This window comes from Mucilaginibacter ginsenosidivorax, from assembly GCF_007971525.1.
Lineage (GTDB): Bacteria > Bacteroidota > Bacteroidia > Sphingobacteriales > Sphingobacteriaceae > Mucilaginibacter > Mucilaginibacter ginsenosidivorax.
Genome location: NZ_CP042437.1, coordinates 7738027 through 7753739, shown reverse-complemented (window position 1 = coordinate 7753739; position 15713 = coordinate 7738027). Strand labels below are relative to the sequence as shown.

14 protein-coding genes are annotated in these 15713 nt (G+C 42.3%); 8 read left to right on the top strand and 6 right to left on the bottom strand.

All coding sequences use genetic code 11. From position 1 onward, the window contains the following. Window positions 1-73: 73 nt before the first annotated feature. From thrS to rplT, 4 genes are all read left to right on the top strand, one after another. Entirely contained in the window at window positions 74-2005 is a 1932-nt protein-coding gene (gene thrS, locus FSB76_RS31730; protein ID WP_147060728.1) for a threonine--tRNA ligase, read from the top strand. Window position 2006: 1 nt separating this feature from the next. After that, window positions 2007-2573: a translation initiation factor IF-3 gene (gene infC, locus FSB76_RS31725; protein WP_090647343.1), complete on the top strand. Its 567-nt coding sequence runs from the start codon at window positions 2007-2009 to the stop codon at window positions 2571-2573. 105 nt (window positions 2574-2678) lie between these two features. Further along, window positions 2679-2879 (top strand): 50S ribosomal protein L35, encoded by a 201-nt coding sequence (gene rpmI / locus FSB76_RS31720; protein WP_147060726.1) that lies wholly within the window; start codon window positions 2679-2681, stop codon window positions 2877-2879. Between the two features lie 78 nt (window positions 2880-2957). Continuing rightward, the gene (gene rplT, locus FSB76_RS31715; RefSeq protein ID WP_076369188.1) at window positions 2958-3302 is read left to right on the top strand and encodes a 50S ribosomal protein L20; all 345 of its coding nucleotides are present in this window, start codon (window positions 2958-2960) and stop codon (window positions 3300-3302) included. Window positions 3303-3602: 300 nt separating this feature from the next. On the opposite strand, the gene FSB76_RS31710 is transcribed toward rplT, so the two are convergent. From FSB76_RS31710 to FSB76_RS31700, 3 genes are all read right to left on the bottom strand, one after another. Next, complete coding sequence (locus FSB76_RS31710) at window positions 3603-4346, bottom strand: SRPBCC family protein (protein WP_147060725.1); 744 nt, start codon at window positions 4344-4346, stop codon at window positions 3603-3605. A 65-nt stretch (window positions 4347-4411) separates the two neighbouring features. After that, on the bottom strand, window positions 4412-5671 hold the full coding sequence (locus FSB76_RS31705) for a serine hydrolase (RefSeq protein ID WP_147060723.1): 1260 nt from the start codon (window positions 5669-5671) through the stop codon (window positions 4412-4414). A 126-nt stretch (window positions 5672-5797) separates the two neighbouring features. Next, complete coding sequence (locus FSB76_RS31700) at window positions 5798-6022, bottom strand: CDGSH iron-sulfur domain-containing protein (RefSeq protein ID WP_090647357.1); 225 nt, start codon at window positions 6020-6022, stop codon at window positions 5798-5800. A gap of 262 nt (window positions 6023-6284) precedes the next feature. On the opposite strand from FSB76_RS31700, the gene FSB76_RS31695 reads away from it, so the two are divergent. From FSB76_RS31695 to FSB76_RS31685, 3 genes are all read left to right on the top strand, one after another. Further along, entirely contained in the window at window positions 6285-7316 is a 1032-nt protein-coding gene (locus FSB76_RS31695) for an aldo/keto reductase (RefSeq protein ID WP_147060721.1), read from the top strand. Between the two features lie 397 nt (window positions 7317-7713). Continuing rightward, entirely contained in the window at window positions 7714-9045 is a 1332-nt protein-coding gene (locus FSB76_RS31690) for a Gfo/Idh/MocA family protein (RefSeq protein WP_147060719.1), read from the top strand. 135 nt (window positions 9046-9180) lie between these two features. Then, complete coding sequence (locus FSB76_RS31685; RefSeq protein ID WP_147060717.1) at window positions 9181-10536, top strand: 3-keto-disaccharide hydrolase; 1356 nt, start codon at window positions 9181-9183, stop codon at window positions 10534-10536. A gap of 115 nt (window positions 10537-10651) precedes the next feature. Here FSB76_RS31685 and FSB76_RS31680 read toward each other — a convergent pair whose 3' ends face one another. The 3 genes from FSB76_RS31680 to FSB76_RS31670 all read right to left on the bottom strand — a co-directional run bounded on the left by FSB76_RS31680 (window position 10652) and on the right by FSB76_RS31670 (window position 14214). Then, a complete protein-coding gene (locus FSB76_RS31680) occupies window positions 10652-11680 on the bottom strand; it encodes a GntR family transcriptional regulator (protein WP_147060715.1) in 1029 nt (342 codons plus the stop codon). 203 nt (window positions 11681-11883) lie between these two features. Beyond that, window positions 11884-12894: a cytochrome d ubiquinol oxidase subunit II gene (locus FSB76_RS31675; protein ID WP_147060713.1), complete on the bottom strand. Its 1011-nt coding sequence runs from the start codon at window positions 12892-12894 to the stop codon at window positions 11884-11886. 12 nt (window positions 12895-12906) lie between these two features. After that, the gene (locus FSB76_RS31670; RefSeq protein ID WP_147060711.1) at window positions 12907-14214 is read right to left on the bottom strand and encodes a cytochrome ubiquinol oxidase subunit I; all 1308 of its coding nucleotides are present in this window, start codon (window positions 14212-14214) and stop codon (window positions 12907-12909) included. A gap of 392 nt (window positions 14215-14606) precedes the next feature. Between FSB76_RS31670 and FSB76_RS31665 the strand changes: the two genes are divergently transcribed. Further along, window positions 14607-15110: a hypothetical protein gene (locus FSB76_RS31665; RefSeq protein ID WP_147060709.1), complete on the top strand. Its 504-nt coding sequence runs from the start codon at window positions 14607-14609 to the stop codon at window positions 15108-15110. The last annotated feature ends 603 nt before the right edge of the window (window positions 15111-15713 follow it).

Below are 15713 nucleotides of genomic sequence, written 5' to 3'. Positions count from 1 at the left end.
ACCTCAAAATATACAATCACTTTGTAGGTGATTGTGCAAACGTAATTTTATAAACTTTAAATCATAGTTGTAGATGATTAGTATTACACTTCCCGATGGTTCCGTTCGTCAGTACGACAAGGGGATTACTTCTGCCCAGATCGCGTTGTCGATCTCTGAAGGATTAGCACGTAACGTATTAGCAGCCGAGGTTGATGGCGAGGTTTGGGATTCCAGCCGCCCTATCGAAAAGGATTCGCACGTTAAATTATTAACCTGGAACGATGCTTCAGGTAAGTCAACTTTCTGGCATTCATCAGCCCACTTATTGGCCGAGGCTTTGGAGGCGCTTTACCCGGGCACCAAATTTGGTATCGGCCCGGCGCTTAAAGAAGGAGCAGGTTTTTATTATGATGTAGACTTTGGCGACAAAGTTTTATCGAGCGATGAGTTTAAGCAGATAGAGGATAAAATGATCGAGTTGGCCAAAGCCAAATCAGAATACATCCGCAAACCTGTAAGTAAAGCCGACGCTGTCGAGTATTTTACTGAAAAAAATGACGAGTACAAGCTCGACCTGATCAAAGACCTGGCCGATGGCGAGATCACTTTTTATACACAAGGTAACTTTACCGATTTGTGCCGTGGTCCGCATATCCCAAACACCGGTTTTATAAAAGCGGTGAAGGTAATGAGCCTGGCCGGCGCTTACTGGCGCGGCGACGAAACACGTAAGCAGCTAACCCGTATTTACGGAGTTACTTTTCCTAAAGCCAGCGAGCTTACCGAATACCTGCACATGATTGAAGAAGCTAAAAAGCGCGATCACAGGAAATTAGGTAAAGAACTGGAACTGTTTGCATTCTCTGAAAAAGTAGGTATGGGATTGCCTTTGTGGTTGCCAAAAGGAACCGCCCTGCGTGAACGCCTGCAAAACTTTTTGCAAAAGGCACAGATTAAAGCCGGGTATGAGCAGGTAATTACACCGCACATCGGCCACAAAAATCTGTATGTAACATCTGGTCACTATGAAAAATACGGGGCCGATTCATTTCAACCAATAAAAACCCCGCAGGAAGGGGAGGAGTTCTTTTTGAAACCAATGAACTGCCCTCACCATTGCGAAATATATAAAACAAAGCCTCGTTCGTACAAAGATCTGCCGGTTCGTTTTGCCGAGTTTGGTACAGTATACCGTTATGAACAAAGCGGCGAGTTGCATGGCTTAACACGGGTGCGTGGCTTTACACAGGATGACGCTCACCTATTTTGCCGTCCAGATCAGGTAAAAGAAGAGTTTAAAAAAGTAATTGACCTCGTATTATACGTATTTAAAGCTTTAGGCTTTGAAAATTATACAGCGCAGGTTTCTCTACGCGATCCGGAGAACAAAGCCAAATACATCGGAACAGACGACAACTGGGCCCTGGCCGAAAGCGCGATCATTGAAGCCGCTGCCGAGAAAGGCTTAAGCACTGTAGTTGAATTGGGTGAGGCCGCGTTTTATGGCCCTAAGCTCGATTTTATGGTGAAAGATGCCTTGGGTCGTAAATGGCAATTAGGAACCATCCAGGTAGATTATAATTTACCAGAGCGTTTTGAGTTGGAATACACCGGCAGCGACAATTTGAAACACCGTCCGGTAATGATCCATAGGGCGCCGTTTGGCTCAATGGAACGCTTTATTGCCGTATTGATTGAGCATTGCGCGGGTAATTTTCCGCTTTGGTTATCTCCTGAGCAATTTATTATTTTGCCGATATCAGAAAAATACGAGGAATATGCAAAAAAACTTTCTGATGTGTTAAAAGATTCCGATATTTGCGGGCTGATTGATTTCAGGGATGAGAAAATAGGACGCAAGATACGCGATGCTGAAGTCAAAAAGATCCCTTATATGTTGATAGTGGGCGAAAAAGAAGCTGCTGAAGGCATGGTTTCTGTAAGGAAACATGGTTTGGGAGACTTGGGAAGTATGAGCATAGAAGATTTTAAAGAACAAATAATTAAAGAAATAAAAGTATAACTTGGCATTAAACAAACCTTTCAATAGAGGACCAAGGCTTCCTTTTAAGAAAAAAGAAGCTGAACACAACATCAATCAATTCATTAGGGCTCAGGAAGTTCGCCTTGTAGGTGATAACGTAGAGCAAGGTATTTTTTCATTAAGAGATGCCCTTGCTATAGCGCAGGAGCAGGAACTTGACCTGGTTGAAATATCTCCGAACGCCGTACCTCCGGTTTGTAAAGTAACGGACTATAACAAGTTCATTTACGAGCAGAAGAAAAAGCTTAAAGAGATAAAGAGCAATGCCAAGCAAACTGTTATAAAGGAGATCCGTTTTGGGCCTAATACTGATGACCATGACTTTGAATTTAAATTAAAGCATGCCATTAAGTTTTTGGAAGCCGGCGAAAAGGTGAGGGCTTACGTACACTTTAAAGGTCGTGCCATTGTTTACAAAGAGCAGGGCGAGATATTATTACTCCGTTTTGCTCAGGCATTGGAGGATGTAGGTAAAGTGGAGCAGTTACCAAAGCTTGAAGGTAAAAGGATGTTTTTAACCCTTGCGCCTAAAGCTGCTAAAAAGTAGGTTTTACGTTTGACGTTCAACGTTATACGTATTGAATTTTAATAAAAATAAAACGTTCACGTAAAACGTATTACGTACAACGTCTAACACAAATAAATAATAGTTATGCCAAAAATGAAAACCAATTCCAGTGCTAAAAAGCGCTTTAAGCTTACTGGAACAGGTAAAATCACTCGGAAGAATGCATTCAAAAGCCACATCTTAACCAAGATGTCGACTAAACGTAAGCGTAACCTTGGCCACACCAGCTTAGTTTCAAAAGCTGATTGCGGCAATGTTAAACGCATGCTTTGCATCGGAAAGTAATTCACAATTTTTTTAACCAGGTATTAGAGTTTTAAGTTCGGCTGTAAAGGCAGGCACTCACTACCAAAATCAAACAACATGCCACGTTCAGTTAACGCAGTAGCGTCGAGAAGACGCCGGAAAAGGATCATGAACCTCGCCAAAGGTTATTGGGGTTCACGCAGCAAGGTTTATACCGTTGCAAAAAACACAGTAGAAAAAGGTTTACAGTACGCTTATCGTGACCGTAAAACCAAGAAAAGAGAGTTCAGGGCTTTATGGATCCAGCGTATCAACGCCGGTGCCCGTCAGCACGGAATTTCTTACTCTCAATTAATAGGTAAATTAGCAGCAAAAGAAATCGGTTTAAACCGTAAAGTATTGGCCGATTTAGCGATGAATCATCCTGATGCTTTCAAAGCCGTTATTGATGCAGTAAAATAATAACATTCACCGGCGCTTTGCCCTTGAATTTAAAAGCCGCCTTGCGTTTTGCAAGACGGCTTTTTTAATGCTTTTAAGAAGCTATCCAAAATAAAAAAATCAGACCGTCATTGAGTATCTATAAGGTAAAACCCCAAAAAATCGTTGAACGAATGTTCTAAACTATCGTCATTGCGAGGTACGAGGCAATCCCGAACTATTCAGGGCTTAGCGTGTAGGGGATTGCTTCGTACCTCAATGACGCATGGATATGTGCTTCATAAGAAACATAACCATTCATAAATCAAATTTAGACAGCCTTTAAGATATGATAATAACTTCAGACGTATCAAAAGATGCTTCGAATCCGTTATCAAGATCCATATACTGTTTAAAGTTTTGTACGTCTTTGTCAACCATGTTTTTAAACAACGGGTTAAGTACCTGAGCTATACCGGCGCCTATGCCGCCCGCGGGTGGCTGGTAACTGATAACGATATCAACTACAGTGCCGGTTCCGTCGATGGTATCCTGGAAACGTACTTTGCCTGCATTATTAATGGCCGAATCGGGCAACGAGCTCCAGCCTATCATTTCGTTTGGCTCATCCTTTACAATTTCGGCATGCCAGCTTACGGTTGCCATATCGGCGGGTAATTTTAAAACCCAGTAAGAATATTTAGGGTCAATAATTTCCACACTTTCCAGGTGTTTCATAAATAGCGGCAGGTTATCCAATTTGCGCCAAAAATTATAAACTTTGTGCCTTGGTTGATTTACCGTGAACGACGACCGGATATTAACGTTGATAGGGCTGGTAGAAAGCTTGCCGATGCGCTTATAAAGCTCACAATGCCCGGTAAGGCCGCGGTTTAACAGGTAACCACCCGCGCCAATTTTTAAAACACTTGAAAACGGGCTCGAGAAAATGTTCTTAAAGCCCGACCAGCCGAGTTTTACACCACCAATGATAGATGTATAACGTTCCGGCCAGTTCAGGTTTACCCTGTCGTCGCCATAAAGTATGGGAAAATTATCTTTGTATTCGATTATGGTAGTTGCCATGTGCTTGTTTAAATGGTACTAAAACTAAACAACACATGGCATGGTAAGTTTTATTGAATCGTATTTTATTTAACCGTATGGTAATTAAATTTAAAGTTGGTTAAATCAGGGAGGTGTTTCTTTGGTCGATGCAATTCGTGCTGGTAAATTACCTGCCCAAGGTTTCTCAGAAAAGGGAGGCATACCGTGGCGTATTCGTACTTGTTATCGTTGTAAATACCGTCCTCGTTTGATTGCACAACGGCGGTAAGTAAAAACTCCACTTTGTTTTTAAAATCAACTATATATGCGTTATCAATATTGTAGCCATAGCTGTCGCCGTATTTATTAAAAATTCTGATGTTGGCATCGGGCACTGCGGTACTATCAGCACCATAAAACAACAGTTTGCTCATTACAGGATAATTTTGCGGCCGGTTATAGGTAGGTTTGATACTTTCTGGAGGGAACATGCTCATATACTTGTAGATAAGCCGATAATCTGCCAGTGTTAAATTGAAGCGTTGTTCCGCAGCGAAAGCTTCGGGGAAAAGCAACCGTTTTAAAACCATTTGCTGGTCGGCAATGGTATAAACGTTTTTCTGGCTAAAGTCAAAGGGCTGCATTACCAGTCTGTCGTTTTTATCCAGGTAGCCTTTTCCTTGCAGCATGTTATCCAGTTGCATAGGGTAATCATTGCCATCAAACAACGCTGGTTTTTGGTAAACCAGTTTATCGCCATTGTAAAAATCAATAGGATTGGCGTGTTTGGTACCCTCGCCGGTATCATTTATCGCCAACCGGCCAATAATGCGGGTATTGTTGAGCTTGTATTTTTTTAATTTTTTGTTAATCTCTTCACGGCCCACAAATTCATAAAGCCTGTTATATGCATCGTTATCGCTTACCAGCAATATTTTTTTTATATAGTTTTCTATTGATGGCAGGCCATTGGCCGACGATGTGTCTGTTTTAACTTTAGTTTGGCCTGCGAAAGCGCTGTCGGTTATCATTGCCGAGCTTTTGGTAAGGCCCTTAATTTTAAGCTCATTTAGTTTCTCGAGCGCAAAAATGCCGGTTGGCAGTTTTACCGTACTTGCCGGATAAAAATATCGTTTTGGATTAAGCCGGTAACTGTATGACTTAAAATGTGGTTTGTTATTCTTGTCGCGGTTGATCTGCGTGTACAGGATCTGTACTTCGTTATGCGTTGGATGATTAAGGATGCCTTGAAATAACTCGGGGTGAGATTGTAGCAGGTTTTTGAGAAAGATGGTATCAGGTTGTTGGGCTAATGTATTTAAACCGGTTACAATTATTATTAACAGGATACAATATTGTTTCATTACTATAAATATACACTATGTAAATAAGTTTACGGGTATAATAACACAAATGGCTCCGTAAGAGCCATTTGTTATAAAAAAACAGTTAATGCGCCGGCTTAGTAGCGGTGCCCGTTATTTAACGAATTATACTTTTTTTGGAGGCAAATCAAAAGCGATTGCATCATGCTCAAAATGACCTTTGTGCGAGCCGTCACAAAATGGTTTGTTGGCCGATAAGCCACAGCGGCAAATAGAAACTATTGTTCTGCCCTGTAAGCCATAGTTGTTGCCTTGCATATCTACAATTTCAAAATCGCCATCGATTTTTACAGATCCGTTGTTATTGATAGTAAGTTTGGTTGTTGCCATAAGTTATATTTTGGCGCAAAGTTAACCAATGCGGTGGCCTTTAAAGGGGCTATTTGCTATTTAGAAGGGTTCCTGATTGGGGTTGCGAATAGGATCATGAGTCAATATAGCTGCGGGTAGCTTAGCCTTTTATTATCGCAGGCCACAAATGACAAAATGATGATGTACCATATCCGCGCTACAGAAACAGATGTTTTAGCTTTGTTATATGCGATAAAGGTCCTGGGCCTATTGCTTTAAACTTTCTGCTTAAAATTACACTATGGAATACAGACAATTAGGAGCATCGGGATTGAGGGTTCCGGTATTAAGTTTCGGAACGGCCACATTTGGCGGTGGTAACGAATTTTTTAAAGCCTGGGGTAATACACAGGTTGATGAGGCCAAAAAGTTGATTAATTTATGCCTTGACGCTGGTGTTAACTTTTTTGATACAGCGAATATATACTCAAGGGGGCTATCTGAAGAAATATTGGGCAAGGCATTGGAAGGTCTGCGTAACCAGGTACTCATCAGCACAAAGGCCACGCTTCCGATGGGCGACGATGCTAATGATTATGGTTCATCGCGCCAGCATTTGATAAAACAGGCAGAAGATAGCCTTAAAAGGTTACAAACAGACCATATAGATGTTTACCACATGCATAGCTTTGATGCCACAACCCCGGTTGAAGAAACCCTGCGCGCGCTTGATGACCTGGTAACAAGTGGTAAAATACGTTACATTGCCTGTTCAAACTTTTCGGGTTGGCATTTAATGAAATCGCTATCGGTATCTGAACGTTATGGCTGGAGCAGATACATTGCCAACCAGGCTTATTATTCGTTGTTAGACCGCGAGTTTGAATGGGAGTTGATGCCTTTAGCCATTGATCAAAATGTGAGTACCATAGTTTGGAGCCCATTGGCATCGGGCAAGGTGAGTGGTAAATTCAGGAGGGGGCAGCCCATTCCGGCAGATTCAAGAACCGTGCAAGGCGGCGCTCATGGACCCGAAACCAACTTTGATCGCCTGTACAACATCGTTGATGCCTTAGAAGAAGTTGCCGGGGAAACAGGTAAATCTGTGGCGCAAATTTCAATTAACTGGTTATTGCAAAGGCCAACCGTTGCCAACATTATTATAGGCGCACGTAACGAGGAACAATTAATACAAAACCTTGACGCCGTTGGCTGGAACTTAACTACCGATCAGGTTAAAAAACTTGATGCCGCCAGCGATTTAGCGCCGATATATCCGTACTGGCACCAACTTCAAAATCCACAACTTATACCTCCGCCAATACAATACTAATATCATTGTCTACAAACATTTATAGCGGCAGGTTAAACCCGTAGCTGCGGGCGTTTGAATTATTCTGTTTAGTTACGTAAAAATACGTGTAAAAACCACTCAAATACCGTGTTTCTACTAATTTGATAACAACAAGGGATCTCTATTTTTACAAAGTAAACAGTTAATAATTTAATGCTCCTAAACATTATCCTTTGCAAAAACAAGCCAGCTTCCTGCCGGCTTGTTTTTTGTTTCCAGGCCAGCCGGTTGAGATGATAACGGGTTGAGGTAACAGTTAAATTACAATGGTATTCAAAAAAAATAGCCTGTTTTCTTCGAAGCTTTGCAAAACTTAGCTAATTTGCCCGCAAGCGCCCAACGGGCAAAGTTTTGTAAACCAATTTACCATTTACCTATGCTTAACCGAAGACAGTTCATTCAGAATACGTCAGTTGCCGGGACAAGTTTTTTACTTGCGCCCCAACTTTCAAAGGCAGCTGGTTTTTTCAAAGGTTCGCCCAACGAAAAAGTAGTTTTAGGCTCCATGGGCACCAATAGCCGCGGCCTGTACCTGGCGCAGAGCTATGCTAAAATTCCTAATGTAGAGATAGGTTATATCTGCGATGTTGACTCTAAAGTAGTTGACAAAACCATTGAAGAAATTTATAAAATAACAGGCAAACGGCCAAAAGGTATTACCGATATCCGCAAAATGCTGGAAATAAAGGATATCGACGCCGTAGTTGTTGCCCCGCCCGATCATTGGCACGCCCCGGCCACCATTATGGCTTGCCAGGCTGGCAAACATGTTTATGTTGAAAAGCCCTGCAGCCATAACCCGCACGAGGGCGAGATGGCTGTTGAAGCCGCCAAAAAATATAATCGCCTGGTGCAAATGGGCAGTCAGCGGCGCTCATTCTCCAACGTGCAGGCTATGGTTAAGGAATTGCACGATGGCGTCATTGGTCGTACCTATTATGCCAAAGGCTGGTACACCAACCACAGGTTAAGCATTGGCCATGGCAAACAAGTGCCTGTGCCTGCTAATCTGAATTACGATCTGTGGCAGGGCCCGGCCCCACGTAAGCCCTACCAGGATAACCTTATCCACTATAACTGGCATTGGTTTTGGAACTGGGGAACCGGCGAGGCGCTCAATAATGGTACCCACGAGCTGGATGTGATCCGCTGGGGTTTGGGTGTTGATTATCCTAACAAAGTAGTATCAACCGGTGGCCGTTTCCATTTTAATGATGACTGGCAAACGCCCGATACCCAGAATATCCTGTACAACTTCCCAAACAATACAGCTGCTGAGTGGGAAAGCCGCAGTAGCAATGGTTTTAATATTGAGCAGTTAAGTCGCGGGGTGGTATTTTACGGCGATAAAGGCACCCTGTTTTACGGTAGCGGCAACGGCTACCAGGTTTACGATGGCGATAACAAGCTGGTGAAAGAAGTTAAAGATGATACCAAAGTTGATGGCACCAACAAAGTAAGCCCCACCGAGGCGCTTGATGGTTTTCACCTGAAAAATTTTATTGATGGGGTAAGGGGACTAGCACCGCTGAACTGCCCCATTGAGATTGGTTTTAAATCAACTCTGCTGCCGCAATTGGGCAATACATCATACCGGGTTGACCGTGTGCTGCACATTAACCCAACCAACGGCCATATCCTGAATGACCCCGAAGCCCAAAAGCTTTGGAGCCGCGAATATGAAAAAGGTTGGGAGGTGAAGGTGTAAAACGCCACTAATACTAATTAAACCGTCATTGCGAGGAACGAAGCAATCCCGAACAATGTGGGACTTAGCATGTAGAGGATTGCTTCGTTCCTCGCAATGACGTAACATAATAATGTACTCATTTAATACCATACCATGAAAAAATACATCTATCCTTTAGCTCTTTTACTTGCAACAGCCTCATTAACCCAGGCGCAAACAAAAATATTTGATGGCAAAACGCTCAAAGGCTGGAAACGCCTTGCCGGCACCGCCGATTACAAGGTAGAAGACGGAGCCATTGTGGGCACCACCGTTTTAAACTCAGGCAACACCTTTTTAGTTACCGAAAAAGAATACGGCGATTTTATTTTAGAGCTGGATGCCAAAATAGAAAGTAAACTGAGCAACTCTGGCGTTCAAACACGCAGCCATTATAACCCGGCCGGCCACGATGGCAAGGGGATGGTTTATGGGCGACAGTTTGAGATAGATCCATCTGACCGTAAATGGACAGGTGGTATTTATGACGAAGGCCGTCGCGACTGGCTGTACCCGCTGGATTTGAATGCTGCTGCCAAAGACGCCTTTAAAGTAGGCGAGTATAACCATATCCGCATCGAATGCATTGGCAACGAAATGAAAACCTGGGTAAACGGAATCCCTACTGCCGATGTGGTAGATACCATTGACACTAAAGGCTTCATTGCTTTACAGGTTCACGCCGTGAGCGACGAAAAACAAGCCGGTAAAAAAGTGTATTTCAAAAACTTTAACCTGCAAACTACCAACTTGAAATCCAAATCATTTCCTAAAAATGTGTATGTGGTAAACCTGCAACCCAACAGCATCACCGCAGCCGAAAAAGCTGCCGGTTGGAAGTTATTATATGATGGTAAAACCAGTGCCGGCTGGCGCGGTGCAACCCTCAAAACTTTTCCTGACCATGGCTGGGAGGTAGCCAACGGAACCATGCATGTACTGCCGTCTGCCGGTAAAGAAGAATCGGGCGGTGGCGACGTGGTTACTGATGATAATTACAGTGCCTTTGATCTGTCGTTTGAGTTTAAGCTGACTCCGGGGGCCAACAGCGGTGTTAAATACTTTGTTACCCTGAGTGAAGTAACAACCGGATCGGCTATAGGCCTTGAATACCAGGTATTGGATGACAAGCTGCACCCCGATGCCAAACTTGGCCGGGGGGGCGACAGAACGCTGGCCTCGTTATATGACCTCATCAAAGCCAACAAACAGGAACGCTTTGTGCATCCCATTGGCGCCTGGAACATTGGCAGGGTAGTGGTTTATCCCAATAACCATGTAGAACACTATCTGAATGGGGTGAAGGTACTTGAATACGAACGCGGCTCAAAAGCCTTTAAAGACCTGGTTGCCATCAGCAAATACACCATCTGGAAAAACTTTGGCGAAGCTCCTCAAGGACATTTGTTATTACAGGATCATGGTAACGAGGTTTTTTTCAGAAGTATAAAGGTGAAGGAGCTGAAGTAAAAATCCCTGAAATCGTAAATTAAACCGTCATTGCCACGAAGCAATCCCCGATAAGCAAAGCTAATGAGCATATAGAGGATTGCTTCGTGCAATGACGGTTTTTATAGTTTATTCTCTACAAAGAATTCCTCAACGTCACATTAAACGGAACCGCGAAATGATCATGGCAATTGCTCAAAGCAAACTCTGCTGTTTTGCTGCCCATCAGCTTAAAATCGGTTGATATGGTGGTGATGCCATCCAAAATGATCTCCTTAAGTGCTGTCTCGTTATAAGATATAACGCCCACATCCTTAGCTACTTTCAGGTCGGATGCGATGATCTTCTTAATCAGCTCTACCAGGTCATCTTCGGTGAGGCTGATGTATACGGTATCTTTCTGGATGGTTTCTATTGCCGACGATTCAACTACTTCATAATCAAACGCGTATTGCCTGCAAAAATTAAGAAAACCTTTCAATATCTCTTTCGAATGGTATGTTTTACCGGGAAAAATCAGTTTGATGTTATGATACTTAGTTAATTTGTGTGTAAGACTTTTAAGTGCTTCATAAACATCCGATGCAAAGTTTTCATAAATGGCTGCAAACTTGCCGTTTATAGCCGGTACCAGGTTATCTAACAAGATCAGTTTATCCTTTGGGATAGTGTTGATGATCTCATGTGCTTTGGTTTCGTTGTCTAAAAAATGGGGGATGATAATGTATTTGGCGTAGTCGCTGTTAAAGCTTTCGGCCATGATCTTTTTAAAAAAGTAAAAGTCGTTATTGTAAATGTAAAAATCGATGGTAGCCAGTTCGCCAATTGTGTCTACAAAGGCATCGTAAATCAATTTTTTATGGGCGCTTAACTTGTTGAACAGCAGGAATATCTTCAATGGCTTTTGAAAATCGGTATTCGATATAAAAAAACCTTTTCCAGGAACCGAACTTACTATTCCTTTGTCCTTCAGTTCTTTATAAACTCTTTCTATAGTATTACGCGAGGTATCCAAAGCAAAACTTAAATCATTGATGGATGGTAACATATCATCTTTAACGATATCGCCACTTTCGATAGCCCTGATAATGGCGTTTGAAAGCTGCAGGTATTTGGGAGTAATGGAATACTCGTCGATAGATAATATTTTAAGATAGTTCTTCACGCGTTACAATTGGGTTACACAAATGTAATATTACCGGATTGTATTTTTTGTTTAAAAAGATAGTAGGGGATGGTGGGGTTTCTGAACCCGGATTAAGCAGATTTTTTAGATTTTTTTGGATTTGATTTGCACGAGGATGAATTGTCAAAATTTAAAAATTCGATAAATCCGACGAATCTGCTTAATCCGGGTTCAGACAAAAATTACTTTTCCTTCCGCTGAAAGCTATAATACAAATATCCTAATGCCGGCAATATGAACATACTGCCAACCAATAAGCCAATGCCCAAATCATCTATGGTATTTACGGTTGCGTGATCCGTTAGTAATGACATCGAACTGCCGCCCTTAAATATCACAAACCTTGGGAAGCGGGTTGACCCTACCGATATCAGGATCATACTTACCTGGAAAGCGGCTAATAACCTTATCCATTGCCTGTTTTTCTTTTCGGAGATGATAAACCAAAGCAGCACGAGTGATAAAGTGGCGGCTATTACGGCTACCAAACTAATAACATTGCCGAAGATCCATTTGGATAAGCCAACGTGCTCAATTTCGGAAGCTATAAAAACCAGCCCGCCGCAAATAACGGCTACTACGTTAAATATCTTTGCTTTTTTGATGTAGCGTTTAATATCGTCAATGCTATCTGTTTCTCCCACAATATAAATGGCCGCAAGGAAGCCGCAAAGCGCTACGGTAAACAGCCCTACGGCCACCGAGAACCAGTTAAACCAGCTGAATATATACGCATGGACAAAATCTTTGGCTGCCGGATCAATCTGACCGGATAATGCGCTGCCCGCTATAATGCCCAGGAACATTGGGGTAACAAAGCTCGAGTAGATAAACAGGTGGTTATAAAGGTTTTGTGTCCTTTCGCCTTTAATGGCATCATAATTTCTGAAAGTGAAAGCGGTACCACGCGCAATGATACCTAATAACAGGATAAGGAGCGGGATATGCAGGTAGGTACACATCTGGCTATAAATATCTGGGAAACCCACAAAAAGTATTACCACAGTAATAATCAACCACATATGGTTGGCTTCCCAAATGGGGCCTATGGCCTGGTACATGGTTTTGCGGGTGCGGTGCCTGTTGTCATCGGAGGTAAAAAGCTCGATGATACCGGCGCCAAAATCGGCCCCGCCCAATAAAAAGTAGAGGGTGATGGATGCAAATAAAAATAATATAACGATGTATAACATAGTATCAGCAGGTTATTTGTCGTACAATTTAGGCACCATCTCAATTTGTCTTTTCAGCAGGAAAATAACAAATACGCTCAGGGTGAAGTAAATAAATGTAAACAGGTAAAAAGTATACTGGATACCCGGCATTTTGGTAACCGCCTCGCTGGTGCGCATCACACCCTGGATAATCCATGGCTGGCGGCCAACTTCGGTTACAGTCCAGCCGGCCTCTAAGGCTATAAAACCCGTTGGCGTGGCAATAATAAACAGCTTTAAAAACCAAGGTTTGTTTAGCCATCCTTTCTTTTTCCACAGGGCTATAAAATACAGAATACCGATAAACATCATCAGCGTGCCGATGCCCACCATCACCTGGAAAGCGTAGTGCGTAATGGCAACAGGAGGCTGATCTTTAACCGGGATTTTATCCAGGCCATTTACAACTGTTTTAAAATCGTCATGAACCAAAAAACTCAAAAGACCGGGTATTTCCAGGCCGTAATTAACCTTTTTAGCAGCAGTATCCGGGATACCACCAATAACCAGCGGCGCATACTCCTGAGTATGGAAATAAGCTTCCATAGCGGCCAGTTTAGCTGGCTGCCGTTTAGCTGCTCCTTTGGCAGATATATCGCCGCTTAAGGGCTGTAAAATGGCAGCTGCCGCGCCAAATACGATGGCTATTTTAAATGATTTGGTATGAAAAGCAACATTCTGTTTCCGGTAGATCATCAGCGCGTGGATACCCGCCACGGCGAAACCCGTTGCCGAAAATGCCGCTATCGTCATATGTAATGCTTCGGAAAACCAGGCTTCGTTAAACATGGCCTTTAACGGGTCTATATTGAGGTATTTGCCATTTACATAATCAAAACCCGATGGGCTGTTCATCCATGAGTTGGCCGCCACCACTAATATACCCGATGCTATCCCGCTTACACCCACCACAATGCCCGTAACCCAATGAAACCAGGTGTTCAATTTGTTCCATCCGTACAGGAAAAAGCCCAGCGCTATCGCTTCAATAAAAAAGGCAGTCCCTTCCAAAGAAAATGGCATCCCGAATATCGGCCCGGCATGCTTCATAAAACCCGGCCAAAGCAACCCCAACTCAAATGAAAGCATGGTGCCCGATACTGCCCCGGTTGCAAAAAATATAGCAACACCTTTGCTCCAGGCGATGGTAACGTTTTTGTAAACGGGATCTTTGGTTTTTATCCATTTATAATGCGATATGGCCATAAAAACAGGCATAACCATACCAATGCAGGAGTAGATGATGTGAAACCCTAAGGATAAGGCCATTTGCGACCTGGCTGCTATAAAGTCATCCATAGTTGTGATGTTAAATTATGGTTGAAAGTTAAAAGCTATATCGCACAAATGTAACAGAAATGTTAATTGATATCGAATATGAATTACAAGGTTTTTAGCGTAAGCTATTGGATTAGTGGAACTTTTTTTGTAGAAAAGGATGTTTGTGTCGTCAATATTTTAAAGATGTAGGGATGTTACTTTTCAAGTTAATAGCCTTGGTATATGCCGGAAAATGTATTGCAATAAAGTGAAAGGCAAGTTTGCCTAAAGCGATGGAAAATCTACAAATTAAAATCCCCCCCCTTCAACTTTAAAAGTCTTGATGATATTGTGTTTTATATAATGTCAATATTTAATCTTAAGGGTTTTCTAAATATTAATTTTCATATTACTTTTAGAAAAAAAACAATATGAAAATTAAACTTATCACAATTTTTTTAGTGAGCGTAGCATTGGCGTCGTGTACGCAATCTAATGAACAAAAAGCTCAAACCTTAACGAAAAAGTATTTGGACAGTACTTTAAACGATGCTAAAAGTTATGAAGCCGTCAAATTTTCTAAGCTTGATACTCTAACAGAAAGTATTGATGAAAATTCTCAATACCGAAATTACGAACAAGTAAAAGACAGTTTGAAAACTATTGCGGATTCACTTCATAATGCCATCCTTGGTGCAATAGTGTCCTCTCCATCAGATACTGCTAATCTTAAGCATAAAGCTGACAGCATCTATTCAAAACAGGAGAAAAATCTGGAAGATGAAAAAGCTTTTATCGAAAAATTCAAAGGTAAGCCTATAGGTTGGGTGATAAGCCATACCTATCGTGCTAAAAATGCAATGGGGGCCGTGGTATTGAGTACAAATCTATTCCGCTTTGATCAAAACCTTACCAAGGTTACCGACGTCAAATAGCAAAATAAGTATCTGATTAAATTTAAAAGGGGCGATAATTTTAATTATTACCCCTTTTTTACGTGCGCCTGGCATGGGAACAAGCTTAGTCCCCAACGCGCCTTGATAGTGGGAGGCGTTAACTAAATGCAAGGATGTTGTGGGTGACTGCGAATCTGAAGGAAGCCGGTGGTAATTCCGGATTGACGAACAGGAAGCAGATGAGGCAGTTCCATTTGGGTGAGACGAAGCCCCAAGTTATCCGAAACGTGGCGCGGTATATCTGATCGGTATAGCAAGAGAAAGCTTGTGTTCTTACCCCGGGGAGAGCTGGTAAATAGTAGACGGAGGGAAAAAGCCGCCTGAAAGAGCAATGGCCAGTAGTACAAGGCTTTTTATCAGAAATCTACAGAACCCATAGTATCCCTTACTTACTGGAGAAGGGCTGAATGTCGGGATAAAACGAAAGCATCAGGCTCAATACAATAACGACCGAACCACGCAATAGAACTGCTTGTTTGAGGTAAGCTGGAAGCTAAGAGTAAAAGACAAGGGAACTGAATTAGAGCTAAGGCAACTAATAGAAATCGTTCTGTTGAGAAGCACCACCATTACCCCGACAAA

Coding starts and splice junctions, on each gene's coding strand:
- thrS (WP_147060728.1), top strand. CDS start 74: ATGATTAGTATTACACTTCCCGATGGTTCCGTTCGTCAGTACGACAAG.
- rpmI (WP_147060726.1), top strand. CDS start 2,679: ATGCCAAAAATGAAAACCAATTCCAGTGCTAAAAAGCGCTTTAAGCTT.
- rplT (WP_076369188.1), top strand. CDS start 2,958: ATGCCACGTTCAGTTAACGCAGTAGCGTCGAGAAGACGCCGGAAAAGG.
- FSB76_RS31710 (WP_147060725.1), bottom strand. CDS start 4,346: ATGGCAACTACCATAATCGAATACAAAGATAATTTTCCCATACTTTAT.
- FSB76_RS31705 (WP_147060723.1), bottom strand. CDS start 5,671: ATGAAACAATATTGTATCCTGTTAATAATAATTGTAACCGGTTTAAAT.
- FSB76_RS31700 (WP_090647357.1), bottom strand. CDS start 6,022: ATGGCAACAACCAAACTTACTATCAATAACAACGGATCTGTAAAAATC.
- FSB76_RS31695 (WP_147060721.1), top strand. CDS start 6,285: ATGGAATACAGACAATTAGGAGCATCGGGATTGAGGGTTCCGGTATTA.
- FSB76_RS31690 (WP_147060719.1), top strand. CDS start 7,714: ATGCTTAACCGAAGACAGTTCATTCAGAATACGTCAGTTGCCGGGACA.
- FSB76_RS31685 (WP_147060717.1), top strand. CDS start 9,181: ATGAAAAAATACATCTATCCTTTAGCTCTTTTACTTGCAACAGCCTCA.
- FSB76_RS31675 (WP_147060713.1), bottom strand. CDS start 12,894: ATGTTATACATCGTTATATTATTTTTATTTGCATCCATCACCCTCTAC.
- FSB76_RS31670 (WP_147060711.1), bottom strand. CDS start 14,214: ATGGATGACTTTATAGCAGCCAGGTCGCAAATGGCCTTATCCTTAGGG.
- FSB76_RS31665 (WP_147060709.1), top strand. CDS start 14,607: ATGAAAATTAAACTTATCACAATTTTTTTAGTGAGCGTAGCATTGGCG.